The sequence below is a fragment of the Burkholderia sp. AU16741 genome (genome assembly GCF_002223345.1).
Classification (GTDB): Bacteria; Pseudomonadota; Gammaproteobacteria; order Burkholderiales; family Burkholderiaceae; genus Burkholderia; species Burkholderia sola.
Map to the genome: position 1 here is coordinate 266,276 of NZ_NKEZ01000005.1, position 25,477 is coordinate 291,752.

The window sequence follows — 25,477 nt, forward strand, 5'->3', positions numbered from 1 at the left end:
ATCGCGGTCGCACGCCGCCGTACTAGCGGGCGACCTCCGTTCGCATGGACGGCACGGCACACCGCGGCACGGGCAACCGTGCACGGGCGTCTTGCGGCGAACCGGACGTTTGCCGGACCCGCGCGGCACACGCGGCGTCCGGCGCCATCCGGCGCCGATCAATCGTGTCGCGCCTGCGCGCGACACGCATTCACGCGCGCATTTATGCGATTACGCAGCCGATTCGCGCGCAGCCGCTGCGTCCTTGCGGGCGGCGGCCGCCGTCTGCTTCGCGCCGCGCGCGGCCGTTTCGCCGACCGCATCGAAGCCGCTCTGCGCCGCCTGAATCGCCTGCCCCGTCGCCGCGCGCACGGAATCGGCCGCGGCGCTCGCCGCGGACAGCGCCGAATTCAGCGCGGCCACCACGGGCGCCGAGCCGGCCGGCGCATGCTTCGACAGTTCGCCGAGCACGTCCTTCAGGCGTTTGTCGTTCTGTTCGTACTGCGCCTGCGCGACCTTCGCCCATTCGGACTGCGTCGACACCGCGATGTCGAACAGATGGCGGCCGTACGACACGACCTTGCCGGCCGCTTCCTGCGGCGCCGCGACCTGCTGCGCGAAGCCCGCCGCCGGGTTGTTGCTGTTGAATGCGTTCTTCAGCTTGTCCTCGTATTCCTCGAGCGCCGTCCGGGCCGCTTGCAGGTTGAGTTCGACGACAGCCTCGAAACCTTGGATCGCCGGACGGGCGACCGCGAACCACGCGGCGATACCGGATTGATAATCGGCGGCGAGTTTTTCGGGGGCAAATACGGACATCGGGCACGCTCCTGTTGGCAATGCGAGAGACAAACGTAAAGAAAAACGGAAGCTTGATCGACAGTCGCTTCCTTATTGGCAACCCGTCGCCTGGCTGGGCGCGGGAAGTTGAAGGAAGCCATTCTAGATCGATTAATTGTCAATTAAATGGCATTAATGATAAGTATAAACCCTTATTACCCTTTGAGGCGACCGCCGAGCCTCGGGCACGCGCCGAAATATCAGACAGGATATCGCCCGCTCCGACCGGCAATGCCTTTTTACCTTTTTACAGCATACCGCATCATGACCCCGAGCAACATTTACCCACTCATTATTCTGTTTATTAGAAAACCGGCCTGCATTGAAACGCAGCGAACGCCCATGTAATCGTTTTTCGGGATTTATTATGAAATCGTTTCCGGTATTATTAATAACGGAATCAATGATCGGAAGAATCATGGGCTGCGATAAAAACAAGGCCGCTTGAAGCGGCCTCGGTCGATGCGGGCAGATGCGGGCTCAGCCGGCCAGTTCGCGATGCAGCGCGCGGAACTCCTGCGCGAGCTTGTGCGCCGGCTCGAGATGGATCACCGGCGTCGACTGCTGATGCGATTCGCGGATCTTCACCGATGCGGACAACCGCGACGCGAGCACCGGCAGCCCTTCGTCGACGAGCTCGTCGACCAGCCTCTGCGGCAGGCTCGCGCGCGGCTGGAACTGGTTGATGACGATCCCTTCCACTTCGAGCGCCGCGTTGTGGTCCTGCTGGATTTCCTTCACGTTCTCGAGCAGCGTGTACAGCGCGCGGCGCGAGAAATCGTCGCAGTCGAACGGGATCAGGCAGCGCTCGACCGCGATCAGCGCCGAGCGCGTATAGAAATTCAGCGCGGGCGGCGTGTCGATGTACACGGCGTCGTACATGTCGAGCTCGTTCAGCGCGTCGCGCAGCTTGTAGATTTTGTAGCGCGATTCGAGCTTGCCGTGCAGCGTGTCGAGATCCGGATGCGCGGGCATCACGTCGAGCCCGTCGAACGGCGTCGCGTGGATGAACGACGCGACGTCGACCGGACGAAAGTTGAAGGTCAGCGCGGTTTCGAAGAAGCCGGCGACGCCCGGTTGCGCATCGGCCGCGGCGTCGCCGAGCAGGTAGCGCGTCGAGTTCGCCTGCGCATCGAGATCGATGACGAGCGTGCGCAGTCCTTCGCTCGCGCTGATCGCCGCCAGGTTGCAGACGATCGTCGACTTGCCCACGCCGCCCTTCTGGTTGAATACGACCCGCCGCATGGTGCCTCCTCGATCGAAACGCCGAAACGGCCAGCTTAGCCGATCAATAATGGCGACCGCGTGACGCGGGTCGAATCGGGCGCGACTGGTACGCGACTTATACGCCGCACGCGTCAGATACGCGGCACCGCGCCCGATACGTATCGGTTGCCGGGCACGCTCCACCGCCACGGGAGATCCTGGCCGACGCGAATGCCGATGCGCGGCCCGCCCGCGAGATCGGCGGGCGGCGCCATCCCGTCGTCGACGATCGCGAACCCGTCGCGCGCGCCGACCAGGTCCACGCCATCCTGCGCGCCGCCGATCCCCATCGCCTGCGTCAGCCGGGCCGGCCCGCGGCACAGGTCGCGATCGCGCGTGCGCGGCGGCCGCGCCGCCCGCATCCGGTCGAGCCCGTGCAGCGGCTCCAGCGCGCGGATCAGCACGCCCGTTCCCGCGCCGTCCGGGCCGCACACGCAGTTGCAGCACCAGTGCATGCCGTACGTGAAATAAACATAGAAGTGCCCGGGCGGCCCGAACATCGTCGCGTTGCGCGGCGTCTTGCCGCGATAGGTGTGCGCGGCCGGATCGAGCGCCCCCGCATACGCCTCCACTTCGACGATGCGGCCGGCCCGGCCGTCCGCCGCCGCGAGGATCTTGTTGAGCAGTTGCGGCGCCACCTCGGTGGCCATGCGATTGAAGAATGCGCGCGGCACGATGGTGCCCGGCCATGGCGCCGCCTTACTGCGCCGCATCGTGCTCCTCCGTCGTCGCCGCGAGATGAAGCTCGCGGTACGCATCGACCAGATCGGCGAGCCCGAATGCGAGGTTTCTGCCGCTCGGGTTCGGGAGCACCCACACTCGCGCATGCTGGATGCGGGCGGGTTGCAGCCCCCACGCGACCTCGCGTTGTCCCGACAGCGCCGAATACGCCGCCTTGCCGAGAAACGCGACGAAGCGCGGCGCATGCTGCGCGACCTTCTGCTCGAACCCGGCGGCCGCGGCGGCGAATTCCGCGCGCGAAAGTTGATCGGCACGGGCGGTCGGCCGCGGCACGACCGCCGTCAGCCCGCAGCCGTAACCGAGTATCGCGCGATCGTCCTGCGGCGAAAGTTCCGTCGGCGTGAAGCCCGCGAGATGGATCACGCGCCAGAAGCGGTTGTTCCGCCCCGCGAAGTGATGGCCGGTCGCGGCCGCGAGCAGGCCGGGATTGATCCCGCAGAACAGGACGTCGAGATGGGGCCAGATGAGGTCGGGAAGTGCGTCAGCCACGTTTGATCCGGAGAGCGGCGTGCGGGAACGACGTAAACGAAACAAGGCCCGAAAACCCGGGCCAAGCGACTGGCTTGACTCGGACATTCGGGCCCATCGTGATGCGAAGGTGCGACTGGCGATCAGAACGGTTAGCGGAACATGCCACTGTAAAAAAATCTGCCAACCTCTTGAAGCGCCACAAATTCCAATGAACGATGATGGCCACTTGTAACGAACCGTCCAGCAAAGGCTAGGCAAGCCCTTTGTACGATGACCGATGCGATCGAAATCGTGAACCCTTGCGCCTCGAACGGCGGGCTGCTCACCACCGAATCGACTACGTCGCTCAAGGTTCATATCCTATAGGCAACGGTATACGATAACAAGCGCATCATGCTCTCGGCGTAGCGATCGCTTTTTGCCAGGGTTCAGTCGAAGATCAAGCGCTCCTGCAGGATCCCCGTGTCGAACGCTGCGCTAGCGCCTCGTCATTGAGCACAGCTTGCAAATCTCCAGTCCCAATCGACGTGCCGGTATTGCAGGCATGCATTTGGTGACGGTAGCTCGGCTCCCCAGACAGCAAGAGCCTGTCAGATTCAACTACTCACGACAAACGTCTGTTGAGTCGCTATTAGCGCGGCGCCACACGCGGTCTTCATCCCATCCAGCGCTACCGGTCGACCGTCTATCGCATACTGGTTCGAACCCTGGACAATGGGAAAGACACCACTGCATTTCGGGCACGCAACCATGTGTCCAATACCTGCTGGTGGGCGACCGTTTAGGTCGGCACGCTCGAAGCCTTCGAGCACCAAGCCGCCATGATCAGTTGAATCACCCTTGCGAATGATCGGCTTTGTCAATGCAGCCTCCGCGTCGCACTATCTATCCGAATAACTTACGTAGTCCTTCAAAAATCACGGACCTCTCAACGTAACCAAAAGCAGAAATCGCGCACACAACGCCAATGGCCGAGTACAGCAACAACATCTTGTTGATCGCCAACATGTCCGCCCACGATGCCTTCGTGAGCACTGCAAGAATAAGTGCAGCCGCAACTCCACCAGCGATGATAACCACAGGGAAAATCGCGCCTGATGGAATCACCGCCTTCACCCAAGCCATCGGGTAAGACAAAACCATTGCCGAAAAAAATGCGACTACAAACGCAACGACGGCGAACAAAAGCGAGACAATCCCAAAGTCCCGAATGGAAAGAAGCCCAATCAACACTCCGCCCACAATTGCGGCTGTCAAGCTCGCTCCAAGCAACTCAGAGAATCTCACTTTTTATCTCCTTGACACCCCATATATTTAAATATATTTGCATCGACTTTACCCCACAACGAATCAGCAGCCCATTCATTAATCTTCGGGAGATATCCGGTTCCCTCGCCGTAAGTATGGATACTGATTGAATTACCGTCGTCCGATACCCATCGCCTGACAATCCCTGGTGAGAGCAAGTGGCGCCCTGGCTCGGTAACGTTGATTACCGTCGCGCCACCATCCTTGACAACATGATGCACGTACCCTACCGGTAACGCAAAGCTTTCTTGTCCATTCTTGATGGGTTCCCCCGACGCACCGGGAGCAGGATATCGAAGCAATCCTTCAACTGCACTCTTGTAGTTGCACTTTGGATTCGTCTTTTGACAAGAATTAACCACATTGTATGAATGGAATCTCGGATTCGATTCATCAAACGACGGAACTCCGTCTGCGTCAACACCGGTAACTCCATCCTTACCTGGCGTATACAACCCAAGCGGATCATATTCAGACGCCGGATTCGATTCGGCATATGCAAATTTGTTTAGACCACCAACAATCCCGATCGGGTCTTGATTAATGTACCGCCCTACTTGAGGATCGTAATACCGATATCGGTTGTAGTACAAGCCGGATTCCAGATCGCGATACTGCCCTGGGAATCGAATCGGATTGTCAATTTCCTCTGAAATATGCATCCGCGCTTGGCCATAGCCTTTGAGATCGACGGCCCACACCACCTTACGCTCGTCGTCGACCAGTTCTTGCGGCGTGCCCAAATGATCGCTTAGATAGTGATAGCGCTTACCACCCTCAAGCTTTGCCAGTGGCCCCCTGTGGTCTGGATGCGGAATATATGTAATCACCGAATCGTCTCGGGGCGACGCACCTGCCAACACTTCCTGCAGCATCCAATCGCCGTCCCAAGTGAACAACGTCGTTCGAGGTGCTTCGTTTGCAGGCGTGTGGATTTTCGCAATTCGTCGGCCAATTGCGTCGTATCTGTATTCGGTTCGAGCACCGTCAGCATGCTCAACGCCTGAGAGTTGATGCGCACCGTCGTACCAGTATCTCGTCGAGCGCGGCGCGGCCGTGATTTCCTGCCCGCCGGGAGAGTCCTGTCTCGACAATAGCCTACCAATCAGGCTCGATGCAGGTTGAGGAGGGGACGCTTCTCGCCCAGCTTGTACCGTCTGTCCGATCCGGTTGCCATGTCCGTCGTAAGTAAACTCGAATAGCGTGCGCGCCTCTCCGTTCGCATCGACAAAACGCGACAGCCGATCGCCGATCACGTTCGGCCCGATCAAAGCCGCGGACTCCAACACCGCGCCATTTGCACTTTGCGCCAATAGGTTCCCCGCCTGATCGTACTGGAACGCTTCGTTTGTCACCTCAGCACTTGCTTCCCCTCCTGTTTGGGCGATACCAATCAAGCGGGCGAGCGGATCATAGTGGTACCGCTTGTCACCACGCCAAGTGTCCGCCAATCGGGTCAATTGCCCGCTCGGGTCGTACTCCCATGAGCGCCACGGTCGCGGTTCTGCGCGTGGCTCGCCGCGCTCGTCGAGGTCCTGCAATCGTTGCGATGCCAACTGACCGGCATCGGTATATTGGAAAAGTTGTGCGATCGGTCCCTGTGTACTCTGAATCGTTCGATGCAACGCATCGCGCTCAAAGCTCGCTAGCACCCCGCCATCCAACAGCAATCCGTGGATATGTCCGCGGCCGTAGCGCTGCCAAGTCAGCACGCTCCCGTCCGGCAACATGGTCTGGCTGCGGTTGCCAATCGCGTCAAGTTGATGCTGGAGTCTCCAGACGCGGCCGTGGTGTGCTTGCAGCTCAGCGACTCGTCGCCCCGCGGCATCGTACTCGTAAGTGATTTGTGACTCGACGCCGATTGCCGGTCGATGGTGCAATTGCTTGAGCAAACCTCGTTCGTCATAGATGAACGCCGTACTTGTGCCATCGCCAAGGCGCCGCTCGATCGGACGGCCGAGATTGTCGTACAGCAGCACTGTGCGCATTTGCCCGTCTTGGCCGTAATCGATTTGCTCGATCTGTTCGCCTGCAGCGTTATATGCGACCTGCTGTCGACGGCCGTCGAATCCGGTCTGCTCCACGATACGTCCCCGAGCGTCGTAACGGAACGTACAGTGCTCGCCTTTCGCGTTCGTCAAACGAACAAGCCGTCCAAGCTCATCGTATTGGAACGAGGTCCGACCACCCATTGGATCCGAGACGCCAACAGATTGGCCATACTCATCCCAGGTCACACGCGTCGTTCGCCCCAGCGGATCGACATGTGCAATTGCTCGTCCCGCTTGATCGTACTCGGTCTTCCATACGCCGAGCCCTGCGGGTTCGACGGCAGCCGGCTTTCCCGAGGCATTGCCGTGGAATTTGCTCGTTTGACCCAACGCGTTCGTCTGGCTGGTTAGGCGACCAAACTCATCGTACGCATACTGCGTCGTGAATCCCGAACAGTCTGTACGGGCGATCAATTGGCCAGCCTCGTTCCACTGAGTACGAGTCACGTTACCAAGAGCATCCGTGTGCGTGACCGGGAGGGCATTCTCGAATACGGTGCTTGCAGAATTCCCCAGCGGATCGATTTCCTTCACAAGATGTCCGTCCGCGTCGTACTCGCGCTGCCAGATCTGGCCGGCAGGATCCGTGATGCGCACTGGCAGATTCAGATCGTTGTACTCGATTCGCGTCAAGTGACCCGCGGCATCCCGAATTGCGACCGGGCTACCCTGTGCGTCGCATACCGCTTGCGTTGTTCGGCCCAGCGCGTCCGTCCGCCCGACAATGTTGCCGGTTTCGTCGAATTCGGTTGTCTCGGTGCTGCCGTTTGGGTAAGTGATCTGGTCGACCGCCCACAGCCCGTTGTACCGATACGTCGTTGCGTTCCCAAGCATGTCGGTGACACGCGTCATCCGAACCGACGCCTGGTAGTCGAAGCGTGTATCGCGCGTGACTATTGGCTTGCCGTCTTCGTTTCGGGTATATGCGTAGGTACGTACGCAGCGCGATTGCGGTGTATCGCCGTCCCATTCGGACACGAAGGCTGCCCCCGCCGGCATCTCGTAACGGGTCAACAGGTGATGCTGATAAGCGTACCGCCAAGTTCGATTACCCTGATCGATCGCCTGGACCAGGTCACCATTTTCGTCGTAGCGATAGGCAGCGAGTTTCCGTTTCGAATCGCCATGCCCATCTACCCAATGGACTTCAGTGATGCGGCCGGCTTCATCGTGTTGGCACGTCACCGTATGGACGTTATTTCGCACCTCCCGCAGGCTACCCATCGGCGTATAACCGAACGTCAGAGCTTGGCCATCCCGAGTTTCATACCGGGCAAGTTGCCAACGCATCGCGTCAGCCGGATGCTGTTCATATGTTTCGATGATTCCGCTTGCGAAGCGAATCGCGTAACGCTGCCCGCTTTCGTTATCGTCAAGGCGCGCGAGCGTGAATTTCTCGACTGGATGGAAACATTCCTGGCCGAGCTCAAGTAGCGGGAAATGCAACTGACGGCCATCGAGGTCAAAATAGACCAGCCTCGATATTCCAGCGGTCGTCTGCCGTTGAACTTCGGTCGAATACTGGAGCTTCCAAGCAACACCGAAACTGCCCGTCCGCTGATCTGCGCTACGGTAACGCCGATTCCAGCGGATTGGCACCCGGCCGGGTAGCGTGAAATCGTCGTGAGTGAGCAGTTTCTGGCCGGTCGCTACATCGACAGGGTGCGCCGACTGCGTCTTTTTGGCACACTCCGCGCAATCAGCCTCGGTCACGGGCGCAAGACCCTTGGCGCTGCCGCCACTTTGCGTTACTGGCCCTTCGAGATAAATACCCTTGCCCTTGAGATGGATGCCTGCTGCATCAATCGTAATCGTCCCCCCGGGGCCAATCAGTTGCGCAGTCGATGCACCCGACAGACTCGCCTGGCCCTGATCTGTAATCCTGATCTGGTTGCTATCCGCGCTTGTGACGTGATCTGGAAGTTGCGGACTGAAATCCGGAGAGATCTCGAGCGGCGCCTCCTGATCCTTCTTGACGGCGTCCCCGACCGCCTTGCCGCGCACCGTTACCGTGTAGGCGTGACCCACGTGCGCGGTCCAATCCTCTACGACACGATCCGTTCGGCTCATCCCGACCGTGCTCGCCATCTGCAGCACGACATTACGCAAGAACAGACCGCCGACGTTGACGTTGTAGGCAAGTCCAACGTTGAGCATCTTGCCGAGACCAACGCTTTGTACCGATGCCAGCCCAACCGTCTCAACCTTGACGCCTCCGGTCGAGAGCGTCCAGTTCCGGCCGATCTGCGCCTTCTCGTCCTGTCCAACTGATTTTTGTCGATCGACACCAACCGAATGCGACTCGTCGTTTTCGACCTCGATGCGCTGATCCTTCTCCGCATGCAGCCAGACTTCTTCCTGTCCCTTCCTATCTTCGAAGCGAAGCGCATTGGCTGTATTGACGTCACCGCCCGTGCTCGAGCGCGTCAATATCCCGCTCTGCGTTGCGTTTGCTGGCAAACTCCATGGCGGCGTATTCCGGGCGTTGTAGACAGACGAAATGATCAGCGGACGATCGGGATTTCCGTCACTGAAAACGATGACGACTTCGTCGCCGATGCGGGGCAACTGAATCATCCCGAAGCCCGCGCTCGCCCACGGCTGTGAGACGCGCACCCAACACGAGCTACCCTGATCGCTTTTGCCCAGCCGGTCCCATGGGAACTGCACTTTCACGCGACCGAGTTCGTCGGTATAGATTTCCTGACCTTGAGGGCCAACCACGGTAGCGGTCTGGACGCCAATAATGGCCGGTCGAGGAATCGTCAGCAGTGGACGGTAAGGGATCTTCTTGCGAATGCAGCGGAATTCGTTGGTGTACGTTGCGACGCCGGGCTGCGCCTGATAGTTGTTCGTACCGTGATGTCGGACCCAGGTCACCAGAAACTGGCGATCCTCGGGCTGGGCGCGCTCATGGTCGTAATGGGCCTCGATTTGTACGTAGCGATCGGGCTCGATCCGTCGGCAATGAGTGGCGCCGACGAAAAACTTGCTATGTGCGGCGAGTGCTTCAGCGCGGAACCTCGCCAACTGTTCGCCGCGGTCGCTGTCAGGGAAGCCGTGGGCGCCCAGATAATCATAGACTTCGTAGTTGTCGACCTCGCCCTGATTAATGCCAGTGTCGCGCTCGACCAGGCGTCTCGCAGCCGGTGCCTTGTAGTCGCCGGTCTTGAGCGTCGTGCTGCCGGACGTCAATTGCCGGCGCGCAACGAACGACGTGACCACTTGTTCATCGTCCAGTATTTCGTCGGTCGAGTACCGCAGCATCGGACTACGCCCGGAGATCGGCTGGGCGTTCGTTGACGTGTCGGTAATGATCAGTGTGTGGGCATCTTTCTTGTGTTCGAAATAGAAGAACAGTCCTTCTTCCTGTATGAGACGCAAAGCGAATGCCCGATCCGTTTCTTTGTACTGCGTACAGTAGCTGCGGTTCGCGGTCGGCTTCAGTAGCCGTATCTCCACATCGCCGAACTTTCGATAGCGTTGAAATACTGCAATCAGAATTTCTTCAACCGTTTGCTCTTGGAAGATTCTGATGTCCTGCCGCCGATCCATGAACGCGATCCATGGCCGAGCAGTCGCTTCGTAGATCGCGAGGCCGCCGTCCATGCCTGTGTGCTCAAAATCCGTCACATAGCCGTGGAAGTAACGCTCCTCGGAACTGGCGATCGCATCGGTCAATTGCAGGGTTACTGCGACCGGTTTTCCGATCAGTTTCTTGAGCTCGATGTTCGGATCCTGCGAAGCCAGCTTGAGCTGAATCTCGAACAACTGACCCAGCCCTTCCTCGCATCGAAATTCAGTCAATACGAGGTCGGACCGTCCAGACAGCGGTGTCTTGATCGTGAACAGTCGGTTATTTTGAAGCGCAAAGAATTGCTTCGCGATCTCGGCAAAGGAGAGCGGCGGCATACGTTATCGTCCCGTCTTGTTGGTCTAGCTGGACTTGGAGGCGGCCCGCCCCCCTACAAACGAAATGCCCCCTCCAAGTGGTGAGCATTCATATCATCATACGATGATACTGAATGCTGACTGTCAGGAAGTGCAAACTTTTCGAGATAAGCGGTGCCACATCGCTTTTCGCCGTCATGAGATGGAACTTGTTTGTCGGCGCGCGTCAGCTTACGCCCGTCAGGGAGCGTACTTTCAGTTCGCCGCGTCTGTCGAATGAAGAAACTTGCCGCCGCACAGAGCGTAGGAACAGATCAATTTAGCCCCTTCTGCCCTTTTAGAATTTCTCGTCTCTGCGGCGCATACAGCCCAAGCGCTTCGGCTCGATGGTGAATGCTCCTTCGTCGAAGCCCATGCGCACGTAGCTTCGCGATGGAATATTCCACGATCTCTGGCACCGGCAAACCCAGTGGGTCTCCGTGCACCAAGAGAGGCAAGCGTTCGCCGCTCTCAAGACGAACTTCACGAATTGCGTATCGGATCACGCTAGGCTCCATTCGACGAATGGAACCCATTTTTCATCGACTATGCACGTTCCGCCTAGATCGAAAAATGTGTAAACGAAAAAAGGACCCGAAGACCCAAGCTAAATCGTTGATTTAGCGCGAGAATTCGGGTCCATCCTTACAATAGGAGCTAACGTTCCTCCTAGAACGGTTCTGTTCCGATATTCCGTAAACATTGTCACGCGACGAAGGACAGACTGACCGCCACAATGCCGACCGCTGAAAACCGTAAAGATTGGCCCTGGACATGCCATGCGCCTATTGGGTGATGCTCGATGCGCGACGCGCGCTGAATTGAGATCAGTCTAAGCTCTTGTCACCGATCATACGCAGTGAATCATCAGTCTTTTGGGTCCGCTTTCTACCGGCGCCCTCCATCCCCAGTGCTGCTGACGGGCCACCCGTCCAACCAGCGGCCGCAGACGTTCGCCAGCACCGTGCCGTCGCTCCACTTTCGTTGCCCCCGAGCATACGGGTCCGAGCGAACAGACCGTCAGGGGATCAGACGATCCAGTGCATCGGTCCATCGGTCGCCCCCAAGCAACATCTGAACGCAATCGGACCAGTCAAACATCAGTGGCTCCGCGTATTTCGTCAGACAAATGACATTCCGTGCAATCTCGTAGCCAACGGTAACAATATCGCCAACGTGTTCGCTCACCTGTTGCGAAAAAAACTCCGACGATACGGCGACACCCAGGGTTAGCATTGTGCGCACCGCAGGTCCGTACTCCCAATGCCAGATACCCGCTCCTGGTTCATACCTGTCCCTTCTGGTGTTCACATGATCCGAGAACCGGTGGTCAGCGTACATCCATCGCGCCGGTAACAGAGGTCTCGAATCGCCGATTAACACGCGCCGCGTAACTGGGTCGCCAACAACCTCCCAGGATTGCGCTCCGAAGTAGACGCTGGCGCGATCATAAATGCGAGTCCTTCGCACTCGATCTGCAATGTCCTTTTCGATAACCGGCGATGTTGCGTGTTCGAGCACGAGCTTTAGGGTGCCACCGATAGACGTGCCGCTCTCGATAAGAGTGGTCAGGTCAACGCATCGCCTGTCTGCCAACAACGCAGGCAACGCTGACTCGTTCAGGCTTTCGACCACGAGCGGAATGATCCTGATGTCCCGGTGGCTAGCCTCTCCCGCGAGAATCTCAAGCTCCTGAGCCACACCGGAGTGTGACCGACCCGCCGAGTTGATGAAATCGCTGTCGCAGATACAGAGAATATCCACGTCGCCTTCGCGCAACATCGCTGAGATTGCTTGCGTAAACGACCGACCGGGCAAAATACTTTCGTGATCCCAGAAGACCGTGAACCCGTTAAGTTCGAGCGGACTGACGATCTTCTCGTGAATCCACGATTTTTTCTGCCCGGCGGAATCACCCCAAGCGTATGAGACAAATACAGGTAAGGAAGAGGAGCTTGCACGGTGCATGATTCCCGATCATTCAGTGGGTTATTCTGATGGTATGCTTCAGGGGCTGCGACGAGCCTCGTCTCCTGAGATCAGCGCCTTCTGATCGGCAACGCTGCAGGATACGGGCGTCGCCAGCTTGTTCAACCGACCCATGTGGCGAACGAATCGTAGCCCTCGTCGGCAGACCAACAATACGTGCGATACCCGAGCTCCGACAGTCGCATGGTTTTGCCGCGTTTGGCATCGCCGGCCGTGTTCTTCAAGGTGTAGCCAGACATAGTGGACGACGCAACCCATTTACCGTTTTCGGCCTCCATCGGCTCAACTGACGTGCCATCTGAGCTGTAACGCAGCGCCAGATAGTCAAACGGATTGGGTCCGTTCACCTTAACCTTCTGGTCCTTTCCCTTGATCTGATTGATGTGGACACCGAATGTTTTATTTCCGCGATAAATGCTTCGGAAGATTTCGTAACGCACCCAGGGTCGCGCGTATGTCTGCGAGCCGATCAGCACACAGGTAGTTGACGTATTGTCGAGCCCGTCGTGGATCAGCTTCTTCAGATCAGCTGCGCCCTTCTTCTTGCTCTCTTCCCAAATCGACGCATCGAAGAATCCCGCATCCTCCCGGTCTTCCTTCGCAACCCAGTGGTTGCGCACGACGTTTGCTCGAAAGTCAATGACGTCCTGATAGTGGAAACTAAAAAATACGCGTTTTGCCATAATTTGCCATACTCCCTCTGATCACTGATATTTCAACGAGGCCTAACTCGTCATACCCAGCACGCAAATTTACCTTGCAGTGAACCCCGTCAGGCGTTCGAGCGGATGGCCTCGACCACCTTTACAACTGCTTGGATGACGGATCTGGGATCTGACAGGCGACTGGTTGGACCTAGCGCTTCCAATGCCCCCCGGAATCCCACAGTGGCATTCGGATAGAAGGCGGGCAGTTCATCCATCACGCTGTTCCACAACCGCGCGGCAACGTAGCCCGTCGCGCCCACGGGGATCACCTTCAGTCCCTGGTCAACAGCCATGTCGAATTCGGCTGCAACGCCGTCGGCGTCGATGATGTCATCACCCTGCCGCTTGTTACCGAACAGGAAGATCGCGATGCCCGCGAGCCCGATCATTTCCTCGCGGTAGTGCTGATAGGCCTTGCGCCTTGCCCGCGGGTCACTGATGGCAATTGGAAACGGGCGGGCGACCAGCTGCGTCTGCCGGTACCTGCGCTTGTCCCGCAGTATCGGATCGAGTGCGCCAGCGATCACGGAAGGACCAACGCCGAGCCCAAAACCCGTCACGATCCGATACTTCTTTTCGACTAGTGCCTGACTGAGGCCGGCAACAAACTGGTTCGCCATGTCAATTTTCCACGGCGAAAAATCGTCCGCGCTGCCGGAAATGAAGATCGTCCGCTGCCGGTACTCCTGTTCGATGGCGGCAAGAATGCGAGTGATGTCTCCATACTCGTCAACGAGCAGCGTGTGAACACCAATGCGGGCGAGATCCTTAATCAGGAACGTCTGCTGGTGCTTCCGGTATTCGAAGTCAGCGCCTTTTTCCCGTGCCTTTTTCTGCTCCCGACGCATGATGCAGTAATGCTGCTTCGGTGCTTGGTGCAGTGTGACCCGTACGCGACTCATCACATAATCGATATTCGGATCACTGAAGCTGAAACCGAGGAAAAGAAAGGTCTTTGCCGTCAGGTCGCCGCTCAGGGCGGTGACAAACGGTTCGTGCTTGCGAAAGTAACCTTCGTAATCGTCCTTGGTCAGTACGGCATCGTCTGGATGCTCGACGTCACCGTGCATCTTATAGACGACCGCATCCCGGTTCGGCGTCGTCTTCTTCAGCTGCCTGACTTCATATTTGACGTCTGCGACCTTGTTCGCCTGCTCAAGCGCAGTTTCGATCATCCGATCGTAGTTGGTCGTCCAGTACGTCGAAATCGGCAACCGCGCCAGAATCTCGTGGTTAGTCGTCGGCTTACGTATATCGCTGAACTCCGAAACAATTCGTCGATTCAGCTCCGAACGGTTTCTGCGTTCATTCAAGTGATACTGGGCAAGCGCGACCAGATTCGTCTCGCGGTCGATGTCCAGCCCCAGCTCTTCTGCGACGCTGCGCAGCAACTCTTTCCAGTTAACATAGCCTAGCGATGCGGACAATCCTGCGCCAGCGAAGATTGCAACGTTGTTGTCAACGAGTTCATCCGTGAAGGCACGGATAAACGCCCTCACCTCACCCGAGAACTTTGAGGGCACATCTTTTACCTGCCTTGTTGCCATAGATGGTAGTGCTCCGCGAAGTCACGTGGATGTAAAAGTCGGCCTGTCGTGCTGAAGGTTAGGCTTCGTTTGGCTGCGGCTTGAATGCGTACAGCGCATCCAGGGCGTCCGTGCCGCGACGTTCCGCGTTTTGCCATCGGATCAGGTCGTTGTGGTTCAGGTTTGCCAAGTGCGAGAGTTCCACTTCGTAATGAAATGGTGTCGCGCTGTCGGCAATGATCCGCTCCCTGCCAGACTTCTCGATAGACTCGAGGACGACCCGGGAAGGCATGCGTTTGCGGATCAGCTTGCTGGTCGTGAGTTCAGCATAGATCCACGGCGAAGCCGTCAACGATGCACCCGCATCGTCGATGGATTCCTTGACCACAATCGACGAGGGCGTGTTGAGAAAGATGATGCATTCAGCGCGATCTATCATCGTCGAAAGTGCGCAGGACAACATCATATGGACGTGGCTAGTCGAACGGTTACGCGCCTCGTAACTGTAGGTTTTCTCGTCATCGTTCTTGCAATGCGCGTTGTCGATCTGCTTCAAGAGATCGTCCGAATATCCCCAAACGGTGGAGTCGATGAAGGCGCGAAGACCGAATTTGGCATCGAGCCATCCTGCAAGACTGAGCGCCAAGTCGACGTCCCGGTGCGAGTGCGAGATGAACACCTCAGCATTTTCCGCCCCGAACCAGTCGGCCTGCAGTTGGGTCGCGTCGATCGCATCGTCCTTGACGTAGCGAGTGATCTCGGGACGCATCCTTCCCGAATCGGTGTCAAAAAGAGCCTTCCCCCTGTCTTTATACGTGCCAAAGGGGTTGCCATTTTGAATTTTAAGGTTGAATCCCCGGTACATCCTGATCTCCAGGTTCTTATTGAAACAGCTGCATGTCGCTTGCCGCCGCTCTGGTTGTTATGAATACTCATGCGCACCGGTGCGCCTGGCACCATAATGTGCACACGGGAAAGACAGTCGCACCCCGTGGCAATCGTTACCCTGAACTATCCGATTACCTTCGGACGTTGAAAACCCGAAGTCGATCTGCGCCACCGCAGAAACGACTCGCTGTTGGGAGACTCAAACAGCGTGACACCAGACGGACCCGTTGCAGGCGGCCTCACGATTTCGAGATCGCCTTCGATGTCGATCCGCACGTAGGGGTACAGCCCGAGAAACTCGCGCCCGTGATAGTACTCCGTGTCTTGGGATACCACTGGCAGTATCGCCACGTGGCCTTTCGCGGCATCGAACCAGCCAAGCTCCCAGCACATCCAGCGGGATTGAACTGCCCCTTGCGTGTCGATAAAAAGCATCGTATCGCTCGCACGCATGGCCTCGCGCACTGCGGCTGCATTCGCGGGAGTAACGGCCGCGCGATCCGATTCTGGCGATTCGATCCAGTCACAGTACACCGAGTAGCCCTGTTGCTCGAGATAATCATAGACACCGAGCACAATTTCGGCGTCTCGCATGGTCTGCGACAGGAAAACGTCGTATCGCTTGCGTGACTGGTTACGGATCCGGTCCAGGCACTCGTGGGCAGCGAGTTTTTCAGCGTTTGCGCGATGCTTTGCCCGATCGCGCATCTTGCGCTCATTTAGTAGTGGCATTTTGGCAGTCGTGTTGTAGAGCGTGCTTCAGCAGCGCCGCTCAACCATAGCGGTCCTGTACATCGGCCGGCTGCTCGTCAGGACGTTGGTATCGCCGTTCCCGTACGGAAATGCCCAAATGCCTGTGAAGCAATGACACGTAGTCAAGGTCATTGACGAGGTCCTCGTCGAGCGACGGCATCTGCGCGGCAATCTTGAGCACCGCCCCACCCGTAGTCGCAATCGGAATCACCCGGGTAGATGGCTGCAGTTGCCGGATCAGTTCATATTCAGCGACGATTCCGCCCATTCCACCGATAAACACGGCGGACTCAAATTCGTGTTCCGTGAATATCCGGTGCCGCATGTGCAAAAGGCTTTTCTCCCTGTCCTTGAGCACATCGTCGGTGTAGACGACATTTCTGAAGCGATCATTGTCTTCCGGAAATTCATCGCGAAAATGTTGTGACTGGTATAGCCGAACCCATGCGCCATAGTCGACGCCAAGGCTCTCGGCGACCACCCATATCATGGGAGTGATCGCCGGTTGACCGCCCCAGATTAGAACGCGACGTCCGAGGACGACGTGCACCAGCGCCGATACAGCAGCAGTAATCGCCACCGTATCGGCTGTCGCTGCAAACTCGGGGCCTCGGCGAGGGTCCGGCACGCCTGCGGAAAGGAAGATTGCGTTCTTCACGCCGGTGTCTCCCAGGCCGGAAGTTTCCAGCCCGCGTCCGCCGCCGGGACTGCACGGACCGACGCGATGTTCTCATCAAGCCACTCCAGGTGCGTTCGCCATTGCTTGCCGATCCCGACGTGGTCGTAAACCAGCATCGGCGTCTCGTCATGATTTGCCGCCCTGGCCTTGTCAGCGACATCGTTGAGCAACTCGGCTGTTGGGATGCCCACTACGGGATACGCCCAGATGGTACGTCCGTCGTCGAGTCGAATCGATATGGCCCGATGTGCGCCAATACCGATGATCTCCCCCCCTACACGTTCGATCTCGGCTCGCAGCTTACCCGTAATCGACATATAGCGAGACGCGATGCTGCGACTACGCAGACTCTCGACGGCCAACACGATCTGTTCGGCCTTAGCATCGGCGATTGGTCCATCGGGACCAACAAGTTCATTCGCATCCAGATAGATCGTTTCGGCCAGATCCATGGCGCGATTGGGCGTGTGGTCCGGCCACACGACACGCAGCACATGGATTTCCTTCGCGCGTGCCCTGCCCAGTTCCTGCCGCGTCCATTTGTTTTCAAAGTACGTGGGCGTATCGAGCATGACCATGACGTCGGAGTCGCACAGCCGATGCCACAGGACCTCTTGGAACGCTTCGCCGGGGCGGATGTCGTGCGTATCGAGAAACACGTCGAATCCCCGGGCGCTCATAAGGTCGTGAAGCTGCAGTGCTGCGGCGCGCGAGTCGACCCTGCGATAGCTTACAAAGACGCGCCGCTGACGCCGCAACAGACCGATGCACTCAAGTAACGCCGTCGCAAGCTCAGTGAGTCGAGTGTCGCCGGCGCGCCGGCGCAGAGCATTCGCATGGGAAAGCACGTCGGGCACGCAGGCTGCAAAATCATCGGCGACGCCAATGACAGGGATGACCGGCGCACTTGCACGCACGAGTTCTCGCGCCAGGTCTACATCAACCTGCTTCGTCGCTCCGAAGTATGCAGCAACAAACGCCGCATGCCGGTTGCGCTCACGCACTTCGTCCGCAATACGGATCCTGACTTCATCGCCTATGGCAAGGCCGAATTCCTGTATCAGTCCCGCGAGCGTTGCCGGTAACACTTCGCAATCTGTCTGCGACAGGCTGCCCAGAATTCCAATCTCATAGACGCTCAACGCATGCCTCCCAACGTGTCAGCCCGGATCCGCTTCAGTATTTCGCGCGAATCCTGATCGCGTCTTCCACCCAGGCATCGAGGTTTTTCTCGATGGAAGCGTAGACCGCCTTGCTGTCGAGTCCTGCCGGATCGTGCAGCGGAACGATTTGAGAAAGCGACGTCTGGCTAAGATTGAACCCTGCGAACGGATTAGCACCGGGCGTAGCCGTCCGCAGGTTCTGGTCCGTTAATCCATGAATGCGCACGCCGACCACGCCCAAGCCCCTTTCCCACGCCTTACGGATCTCGTACTTAACCCACGGACGTGATGCCGTTTGCGCTCCGACAAGCACCACCGCGCATGTGCGGCCACTCATCTGGGAAGCGATCCAGCGTTCAATCGCTACGTCACCGCCACGCTTGACCGTTTCCCAATCATTGCCGGACACGGGCTCGTTACCTTCGAGCGCGCCCATCTGTCGCACCTTGGACGCTCGCCAACTATCAGCATCAAAGTGGAAGCTGAAGAATACTTTCCTCGTCATTAGCTTCTCCGATAGCGTGTTCTAATTCTGGCTTTACTTCAGATCACAGCTGACTTGTCCGCAAATTTCCGCGGGGCAGAAGTCCGATAGACCTCTGATTTGCCGCACATAGACACCAAGCAATCGGCACAGTCTGCATGAGAACGCCGTCGTATTCTATTGAGCCTTCAAAAAACTGAAATTCCGACGCACATCGCTCACTTTGACCAGACTGACACAGCATACGCCGTGAAGCGCAGGTGGCATTGTTGATTGTCAGCGATCTCGATATAAATGTCGAGTAACCAAAGTTGGCCTGCTTCCGGCTGACATTAGCAGCCGAAAGCAAGCAGCTGATTCTCTCTCTTGATTGTTCGAGTTCCCGAGCCGTTCCTATCAAAAGCGAGCACCAGTCGGACCTGCTATCACCGGCGCGCCTGCTTCAATCGCCACAGCTGCTCCATCGCTTTTTTAAAAGCCACCTGCATTAGCCAAGTTCAAGTCCGGCGGACACAGCGTCAAGCAGAGTCGCGCGTATCGATCGCCATTGATCGGCTATCGCATCGTAGCCCGCGACTGGCAATCGTTGCCCGGTGCCAAATGCCTGAAGAAGATCGAGCGCCTTGCTACGCGCTTCCGGACCGAGTTTTCCTGCTGCGGACAGATAGCGTGCAAAGCTGCCGCTGACGCTTGGATCGACATCGTGAGCGATCCGAGCGCTCAACAATACTTCAAGTTTCAGGTCTCGCTGGAGCCTTTCCTCGACCGCTAGGTTCGTGATCTGCTGCGCGTCGAATTGTGAACGCCACCGCCGAGTCACCATAGTCTCTAGTAGCTTGCAAAATGCGGCGCTGTCGGCCCGGCGCGCCGCCACGTGAACTGCCACAGTCCAATCGGCGAACTCGTGCCCCAGCTCCTCAAAATTCGTGACAAGTGTCAACTCCTCAGCATCGGGTGCGAAGATCGCGAGCGGGATTGCAGTGACGACGGCCGGCGTTTGCCTAAACCGTCTTATAAGTTGCCGACGCACATCCGCGTCTCCCGTGAAGTGGTCCCGCAAAATTAAGCCGACGTCGGCGCTAACCATCGCGCGGTCATTCCGCCCATCGCTGATGTCGAGCATGTCCCAGCATCGCGCAAGTAGAAGGTCACTACGGGGGCGTTCGGCGGCAAGCGCGCGCAGTATACGTGTAGCGTATAGTGTGTGTTGGATCTCTCCGCGCTCGACAAGCGCGAGGAATTCTGCTCGGGCGGCTGGCGAAGCGCCCGGCGCCGCGGAGAGGATCTCTACGAGTCGATTACCTTGCCCAATCGATCTAATCCGCTCTGACAAGCTGTCGCCGAAGACAGTCTTAAATTCGGCAAATCGCTCACAAATCATCCGCTCAACGGAATCGATGCCTTCTATAAGGCCACCAGTCTCGATAGGAAGCGGTCTTCCATGTATTTGGACTGTCGCCAGCGCGTCGAGCGCGTCGATTGTTACCAGCCCTGCGAGCGCCGCAGCGCGAACAGGTTCATTGTTGTGACCAACCTCAACCGCCTTGGCGATGAGCGTCTGCCTAGCCGCGTCGCGTCCATCGGACGGCAGCGCACGATAGTGGGCGATAACCATACGTGCACGCAACTCCGGATCGGCCTCGGACATAGCTTGAGCCAAGACGACCTCGAGTACCGTTCCAGTCGCTCCGGTTGCAGCAACCTCAATGACCTGCGTACGTAGATCTACCGGCAACGGTACTGCTGCATCTAACAGCACCGGCGTGAATTCGGGGTCGTCCGGGTACGCGGCCGCGATTGCTGCGAGTGGTCCGTCGGCCTCGTAGGCTAGCTCCAGTGCGAGCGCGCGAACCTTGGCGTTTGAGCCGAATGCGCGAAAGAGCGAATAGTATGCGTTTTCGTTCATCTGCCGGGGAAAGGCGAGGATTGCCGCCACGGCCTCATTGTCTGCCGCGTCGCATCCGCATCCCTCCAATCCGATGGTAAGCAGATCACGCCGAAGCTCGCAACGCTTCGCCATGCGAATCAATTTCTCGCGCGCTACCGCCTTCTCTCGCGTGATCATCGGAAGCAAGGAAGCGAGATCTATTAGGTCCTCGTCAGCTGCATCGGCGAGTGAGTCGATGGCCGATCTAACCTCGACATGATCCCGCCCCCAGCCAGTCAATAGTGCTGTCAGTGCCCAGTAGCGATTGAACCCGTTCTGCTGATCTCCCAAAACTTCCTTCAACATCGCAGCAATCGGTGGATCAGCGACCTGCGCAACATACATCGGCATGTTGTACATTCCGATGACCCGGTTCTTGGGCTGAAGCCAGTGGTTATTGGCAGCGAGGCGTATTTCGGGGTCGGCGGCGGCGAAACGACCGACTTGGGACCAGAGGCGCTGACTGCCACCCATGACGTTGAATGGATGGTCTCGACCGAGTTCAGCGAGAATCCAAGTGCGAACATCATCTCGGCCGACGGCCGACTCCATAAGGTAGGCGTACGCGACGTCCAACTCCCAGGGCGAATCGAATTGACGCGACGCACGGCCGAGCGCCCCTTTGATGAGCGTGTCATTGCCGGGCCAGTACTTCATCAACATCGTCGAAGCGAGTTCGCGATACGGATGGGAAATATCCGACCAAAAGTTTTGCGCGCGCAGCACGGCATCCCTTGCTTCGTCGGAAGCCCTCCCCCTCGCAGCGAGCCCCAGGATTCCGACCAAACCAAGCTCACGTTCGTGCAGACGCCAAGCCTCCTCGAACAGAGGCGCTACCCCAGGCGCGTCCTGCCAACCGATCGCAAGACTCTCAAGAAGTGCGGCAGCCGCTGCAAGATCGCGTGTGCAAGCCAACCCGTCGACAAGCCGCTGACCGGCATCAGCAGAAGTGGAGAAGGCCCTAGCATAGGCCGCCGCTGCGGCCCGTTGAACGCCGCGATCCTCGTCATGCATGGCCCGAAATAGAAGGTCTTGAAGCTGTGCGGTCGGTTGCCATGCGCCGAACTTAGCGATCAAAGGTGCACGGTGAAGCACGCGCGCAGGCAACCAACGGCTGAGGCACTGCGCGACGTCGTCCTTCAATGCCGGATCGACGAGACCTTTTAGTACTGACGCCAGCGCCTCACGACGCGCGGGTAGCCAATCCTCGGTTTCAACCCGTTGCATGGCCGCGAACGCCAGTCGCCTGGTCGTCGCTGTCGCGCGCATCGCCGCGCCGAATGCGATGTCGCCGAGCAGAGCCTGCCGGTGAAAACACGCGACTTCGTCGGAGTCGGTTGTCTCGATGACCGCTACCAACCGATCGAACTCGTCGCGCCGCTCGATACGACCAATAAGGTTGGAAATGACGTTTCGCCAGCGGCCCTCGCCTGCATGTGCACGCACGAACACTTCGATCTCGCCGAACGGCCAGCCGCCGATATGCTCGGCGCCTAGAAACTCTTCGAAGCTCGCATGGACGAATCCAACTTCACCGAGCGCCTTTTCGACGAGCAACCCCTGAGTTTCTGCATTGACTGCAAGGATCTCGCCGGCAATTACTGCAGCGTCGGCATCGGCGAGATCGAAACCCTGCGGCGATGCGAGATACGCGCGAAGAATCTCGCGCGCGTCAAGTAATGACATGCCGGCACCACCGGTATCTTTGCGCAACGCGTATGCCAATCTAGCGATCGCCGCACGCCTTTGCAAAGGATCAATCGCGTGGCGAAAGCGCGACTCAGTGTCGCCTGAGGCCGTCGCACGCCTGTCTGGGTGAAGTTCGAGCAGGACGCGGACTAGCTGGTCGTAGATGTCGGTCTTCGTGCGCGGAAGGATCTGGCCGCGCAATGCGAGGATCACAAGACCGACAAGTAGCAGTGGTACCGTCGCAAGCGCGCCGAGGTTGGCGTCCCGCGCAAGTTCGGCCATAAATCGATTATTTCGCAGGCTGGCCTCAGAAATTCCGATGCTGACAGACGACACCGCGGAGTACCGCTCAAACCAGCGCACCGCAATAGCGGACTGTTGGGAAACTGACAGAGGTGCGATAGACCCACGTTTCCAGTTATAGGGGAGCGAACCGATGCGGCTCAAACCTCGGGGCCGCCCCGAGACTATGACGGGAATATCATGTGCCTCGACAGTAGTGACCAGCGCACTCAGTGTCGAGCGGGCAGCCTGCTCGACACTCCACTCGTCAAGACCATCGATGAGCAGCAGAGCGCGTCTGTCGTCAATGACCCTGTCAAGCAGATCCACGATTGAACCGGTGAGAAATTGCTCGAGTGAACGCCGGACGATCTCCTTGATACCGATTGTGTGACGGTCTCGCGCCACTTGCGAAGACCAGCGCGCAAACGGGATATATACAGGGATATGCTGCCCCCAACGCGTTGCGAGCTCGGGAAAATATGACTGTCCGTGAAGCAGATCGAGCGCAATAGCGCGTAGCAGCGTGCTCTTGCCACACCCCGCGTCGCCCAACAACACTAGCCGTTGGCTGTCATCAAGCCATTCAGGGAGCGGCACGCGACGCATTCGGCTACTTGCGAGGGTATCGCTTGACCGGGTCTCGTCGGGCGATACAGTTAGTTCGTGGCGATTCCGCAGCACTGGTGCTCCGCTCGCTCGCAGTCTCAGCGCCTGGGTTACGCTCGCGGGCCTGAGCGACTTCACGCACCAGCATGTCCGGCTTAAGAAACCGCTCGAGCACGGTTAGTGCGGGGCGGCTATCCTCGTCGCTAACCGATCCAAAGCTGCCGGGGTCGAAGTGCTGGAACTGCGCCTCATAAACACGAGCCAACTGCGCGCGGACACGCGCGAAGGCCACGCCGTCGAGCCGCGAGCCTAGATCGTCGGCAACGTCCTGCCCCAAAAGTGCAACGACCCAGGAGCGTCCAAAGAAGTCATCAACGAGTACCGGGTGGGCGCGCAAACGGTCTGTGAGATCCTCGCCGTCGAGCGCCGCAAAGGCAATTCCGCGCTCCACAAGCAGTCGTGTCTGGCGCTCAATTTCCTCTTGCACCGCAGTCGATCGGAGCGATGCCTGGACTGCGATAGTAAAGCGAATGGCACGTGCAGCCCAGCTGCCAGCAACGAACAGGTCGACAGCGTCGCGCAGATTGGCGGGGCCAAAGCTATGATGACGCTTAGCTTGGAGGCAATGGTAGCGGCCGTCAGCTCGGCGCGCAAAGATGTCGATACCTTCTTGTGCATCGCCCTGCCTTCCGTAACGCGCACAATGTTCGACATCGCCATCTAGCGCAGTCAACCGGTGACAAAGACGTTCAAAATTTTGCCAAGTCAGCTTTTCAAACGGTAGGATCTGGACACGCGTAGAGACGGGAAGCTCTGACGGCACCTCATTGGGTGGCGCAAGTACGGCAGACAACTCATGGGCGGAGGGGATAGCACGCATCGCTCCATAATGGCATCGCAATCCTTACCTGACCAGCGCAAATTGAATCGACGCAGCGATGTCCATGCCGGATGCGATTCCGCCCGTGCTGAGTCTCCAGAAGCACCCACGCAAGCGTCCGAACGAACCACATGCCGACAAAAGTTACAACTGTCGCCGATGCCGAAATGGATTGTGCTGACGCGGCATTACCGCTCGAATCGTCCACAAAGGTACCAAAATCAAAGGCTCCCCATAGGCGTTACTGCAGGTGGTCGATCGCACACACGCACGGTTTCCCGGATTCGGCAAGTTGCGAGTCCGCTTTGAGCGATAGCTTGATGCTCATACTGTACCGATCAAGCTCGCCACCGCCATCATTTTTTCCCGCATCAGGGATGACTTGCGTCAATAGCTGATAGCGCTCAAAAAAAACGCCAAGGTCGTCGCGAGCCACCATGCATCACGAATCAGCTCCTCCGGAAATCCCTTTAGATTCGGCGGCTCGCCGATAGACACGCCGGCCATGTTCGGGATATGTCGTAGAACCCGCTTCCATTGGCAGATAGTGTCGAGATCCATCTTCGGTAATCAACGCGATGGTCAGACGCTGAAGTACGTTGCGATTCTTTTGCTCTGTTGGTGGAACCACGCCTGTTCGAATCTCTCGCAACGGTTCAAGCCTCCACATTTTCGACGAACGAGCCGCACTCAATCGTAGGATCGCGGCGCCACGAACCACAAATCCGTCGCTAACACACTGCTGGATTACGGCTGCGCAATCCTTCAAATCGACAAGCGCGACCTTTCGTGGACTACCTCGCTGATCACCCTCCGACAACTGGAGGACAAGCGCATCATTGCCTCCCCAGATGTCAACGATCGACCATACAGAAAATTGATCCCCCGCGATGGCGGAATAAAGCGGCAATGCATTGGCTTGGTGTGTTGCAAACATGATGCCGATGATACCAAATGAACACTATAGATTGTAGTCCTTTAGTGTTCGAAATGAGTACATCAAGTCCTTTATTAAGGGGGCTTGCATGCACTCATCGGCGCGAATCGGCGCAGCGTTGCGGATGCTTCGCCAAGCGAAAGGCGTATCTCAGGAGGACTTCGGCATTGTCTCCAGTCGCACCTACGTAAGCACCGTCGAGCGCGGTCTCAAGTCCCCTACCCTCGGAAAAATTGAGCAGTTGGCGGAGGTACTAGGTGTCCACCCTCTCACGCTCATAGCCACCGCATACCTGGAGGAATACAGCGACAAAGGCGTGGAGACTGCCCTCTCCGAGCTGAGAAGTGAATTACTGACGCTCCTTGAAAAAGCGCAATAGTG

20 protein-coding genes are annotated in these 25,477 nt (G+C 58.0%); 1 reads left to right on the forward strand and 19 read right to left on the reverse strand.

All coding sequences use genetic code 11. The features are described 5' to 3' along the window. Window positions 1-210 precede the first annotated feature (210 nt). The 19 genes from phaP to CFB89_RS34910 all read right to left on the reverse strand — a co-directional run bounded on the left by phaP (window position 211) and on the right by CFB89_RS34910 (window position 25,096). Window positions 211-795: a TIGR01841 family phasin gene (gene phaP, locus CFB89_RS14425; protein ID WP_089468454.1), complete on the reverse strand. Its 585-nt coding sequence runs from the start codon at window positions 793-795 to the stop codon at window positions 211-213. A gap of 501 nt (window positions 796-1,296) precedes the next feature. Beyond that, complete coding sequence (locus CFB89_RS14435; RefSeq protein WP_089468455.1) at window positions 1,297-2,061, reverse strand: ParA family protein; 765 nt, start codon at window positions 2,059-2,061, stop codon at window positions 1,297-1,299. 113 nt (window positions 2,062-2,174) lie between these two features. Next, on the reverse strand, window positions 2,175-2,795 hold the full coding sequence (locus CFB89_RS14440) for a DNA-3-methyladenine glycosylase (RefSeq protein ID WP_089468456.1): 621 nt from the start codon (window positions 2,793-2,795) through the stop codon (window positions 2,175-2,177). Next, window positions 2,782-3,312, reverse strand: a complete 531-nt coding sequence (gene mug, locus CFB89_RS14445) for a G/U mismatch-specific DNA glycosylase (protein ID WP_089468457.1) — start codon at window positions 3,310-3,312, stop codon at window positions 2,782-2,784. Before mug ends, CFB89_RS14440 begins: the two co-directional genes overlap by 14 nt. Window positions 3,313-3,443: 131 nt before the next feature. Beyond that, entirely contained in the window at window positions 3,444-3,644 is a 201-nt protein-coding gene (locus tag CFB89_RS34880; RefSeq protein ID WP_179233437.1) for a hypothetical protein, read from the reverse strand. 246 nt (window positions 3,645-3,890) lie between these two features. Continuing rightward, window positions 3,891-4,157, reverse strand: coding sequence for a PAAR domain-containing protein (locus CFB89_RS14450; protein WP_089456946.1), 267 nt, complete (start codon window positions 4,155-4,157; stop codon window positions 3,891-3,893). A gap of 22 nt (window positions 4,158-4,179) precedes the next feature. After that, a complete protein-coding gene (locus tag CFB89_RS14455; protein ID WP_089468458.1) occupies window positions 4,180-4,581 on the reverse strand; it encodes a hypothetical protein in 402 nt (133 codons plus the stop codon). After that, complete coding sequence (tssI, locus tag CFB89_RS35330; RefSeq protein ID WP_089468459.1) at window positions 4,578-10,565, reverse strand: type VI secretion system tip protein TssI/VgrG; 5,988 nt, start codon at window positions 10,563-10,565, stop codon at window positions 4,578-4,580. Before tssI ends, CFB89_RS14455 begins: the two co-directional genes overlap by 4 nt. A gap of 1,038 nt (window positions 10,566-11,603) precedes the next feature. After that, entirely contained in the window at window positions 11,604-12,551 is a 948-nt protein-coding gene (locus tag CFB89_RS14465; protein ID WP_089468460.1) for a toll/interleukin-1 receptor domain-containing protein, read from the reverse strand. Window positions 12,552-12,673: 122 nt separating this feature from the next. After that, window positions 12,674-13,255, reverse strand: a complete 582-nt coding sequence (locus tag CFB89_RS14470) for a TIR domain-containing protein (protein WP_089468461.1) — start codon at window positions 13,253-13,255, stop codon at window positions 12,674-12,676. Window positions 13,256-13,344: 89 nt separating this feature from the next. Then, window positions 13,345-14,826, reverse strand: a complete 1,482-nt coding sequence (locus CFB89_RS14475) for an SIR2 family protein (RefSeq protein ID WP_089468462.1) — start codon at window positions 14,824-14,826, stop codon at window positions 13,345-13,347. 58 nt (window positions 14,827-14,884) lie between these two features. Beyond that, window positions 14,885-15,670 carry a toll/interleukin-1 receptor domain-containing protein gene (locus tag CFB89_RS14480; RefSeq protein WP_179233438.1) on the reverse strand — a complete coding sequence of 262 codons (786 nt, stop codon included), beginning with the start codon at window positions 15,668-15,670 and terminating at the stop codon, window positions 14,885-14,887. Window positions 15,671-15,816: 146 nt separating this feature from the next. After that, window positions 15,817-16,425, reverse strand: a complete 609-nt coding sequence (locus CFB89_RS14485; protein ID WP_089468463.1) for a toll/interleukin-1 receptor domain-containing protein — start codon at window positions 16,423-16,425, stop codon at window positions 15,817-15,819. A 40-nt stretch (window positions 16,426-16,465) separates the two neighbouring features. After that, window positions 16,466-17,104, reverse strand: a complete 639-nt coding sequence (locus CFB89_RS14490) for a hypothetical protein (RefSeq protein ID WP_089468464.1) — start codon at window positions 17,102-17,104, stop codon at window positions 16,466-16,468. Next, on the reverse strand, window positions 17,101-18,267 hold the full coding sequence (locus CFB89_RS14495) for a toll/interleukin-1 receptor domain-containing protein (protein ID WP_089468465.1): 1,167 nt from the start codon (window positions 18,265-18,267) through the stop codon (window positions 17,101-17,103). The genes CFB89_RS14490 and CFB89_RS14495 overlap by 4 nt, the downstream gene beginning before the upstream one ends. 34 nt (window positions 18,268-18,301) lie before the next feature. Continuing rightward, the gene (locus CFB89_RS14500; protein ID WP_089468466.1) at window positions 18,302-18,793 is read right to left on the reverse strand and encodes a TIR domain-containing protein; all 492 of its coding nucleotides are present in this window, start codon (window positions 18,791-18,793) and stop codon (window positions 18,302-18,304) included. 466 nt (window positions 18,794-19,259) lie between these two features. Then, window positions 19,260-23,270 carry an NACHT domain-containing NTPase gene (locus tag CFB89_RS14505; RefSeq protein ID WP_179233439.1) on the reverse strand — a complete coding sequence of 1,337 codons (4,011 nt, stop codon included), beginning with the start codon at window positions 23,268-23,270 and terminating at the stop codon, window positions 19,260-19,262. A gap of 13 nt (window positions 23,271-23,283) precedes the next feature. Then, window positions 23,284-24,159 carry a restriction endonuclease gene (locus CFB89_RS14510; protein WP_089468468.1) on the reverse strand — a complete coding sequence of 292 codons (876 nt, stop codon included), beginning with the start codon at window positions 24,157-24,159 and terminating at the stop codon, window positions 23,284-23,286. Window positions 24,160-24,601: 442 nt separating this feature from the next. Continuing rightward, window positions 24,602-25,096, reverse strand: coding sequence for a hypothetical protein (locus CFB89_RS34910; RefSeq protein ID WP_179233440.1), 495 nt, complete (start codon window positions 25,094-25,096; stop codon window positions 24,602-24,604). An 88-nt stretch (window positions 25,097-25,184) separates the two neighbouring features. Between CFB89_RS34910 and CFB89_RS14520 the strand changes: the two genes are divergently transcribed. Continuing rightward, the gene (locus tag CFB89_RS14520) at window positions 25,185-25,475 is read left to right on the forward strand and encodes a helix-turn-helix domain-containing protein (protein ID WP_038771840.1); all 291 of its coding nucleotides are present in this window, start codon (window positions 25,185-25,187) and stop codon (window positions 25,473-25,475) included. Window positions 25,476-25,477: the final 2 nt, after the last annotated feature.

What these genes read in the sequence shown, in the direction of transcription:
- phaP (WP_089468454.1), bottom strand. Translation starts at nt 795, where the DNA reads ATGTCCGTATTTGCCCCCGAAAAACTCGCCGCCGATTATCAATCCGGT.
- CFB89_RS14435 (WP_089468455.1), bottom strand. Translation starts at nt 2,061, where the DNA reads ATGCGGCGGGTCGTATTCAACCAGAAGGGCGGCGTGGGCAAGTCGACG.
- CFB89_RS14440 (WP_089468456.1), bottom strand. Translation starts at nt 2,795, where the DNA reads ATGCGGCGCAGTAAGGCGGCGCCATGGCCGGGCACCATCGTGCCGCGC.
- tssI (WP_089468459.1), bottom strand. Translation starts at nt 10,565, where the DNA reads ATGCCGCCGCTCTCCTTTGCCGAGATCGCGAAGCAATTCTTTGCGCTT.
- CFB89_RS14465 (WP_089468460.1), bottom strand. Translation starts at nt 12,551, where the DNA reads ATGCACCGTGCAAGCTCCTCTTCCTTACCTGTATTTGTCTCATACGCT.
- CFB89_RS14470 (WP_089468461.1), bottom strand. Translation starts at nt 13,255, where the DNA reads ATGGCAAAACGCGTATTTTTTAGTTTCCACTATCAGGACGTCATTGAC.
- CFB89_RS14475 (WP_089468462.1), bottom strand. Translation starts at nt 14,826, where the DNA reads ATGGCAACAAGGCAGGTAAAAGATGTGCCCTCAAAGTTCTCGGGTGAG.
- CFB89_RS14480 (WP_179233438.1), bottom strand. Translation starts at nt 15,670, where the DNA reads ATGTACCGGGGATTCAACCTTAAAATTCAAAATGGCAACCCCTTTGGC.
- CFB89_RS14485 (WP_089468463.1), bottom strand. Translation starts at nt 16,425, where the DNA reads ATGCCACTACTAAATGAGCGCAAGATGCGCGATCGGGCAAAGCATCGC.
- CFB89_RS14500 (WP_089468466.1), bottom strand. Translation starts at nt 18,793, where the DNA reads ATGACGAGGAAAGTATTCTTCAGCTTCCACTTTGATGCTGATAGTTGG.
- CFB89_RS14510 (WP_089468468.1), bottom strand. Translation starts at nt 24,159, where the DNA reads ATGCGTGCTATCCCCTCCGCCCATGAGTTGTCTGCCGTACTTGCGCCA.
- CFB89_RS34910 (WP_179233440.1), bottom strand. Translation starts at nt 25,096, where the DNA reads ATGTTTGCAACACACCAAGCCAATGCATTGCCGCTTTATTCCGCCATC.
- CFB89_RS14520 (WP_038771840.1), top strand. Translation starts at nt 25,185, where the DNA reads ATGCACTCATCGGCGCGAATCGGCGCAGCGTTGCGGATGCTTCGCCAA.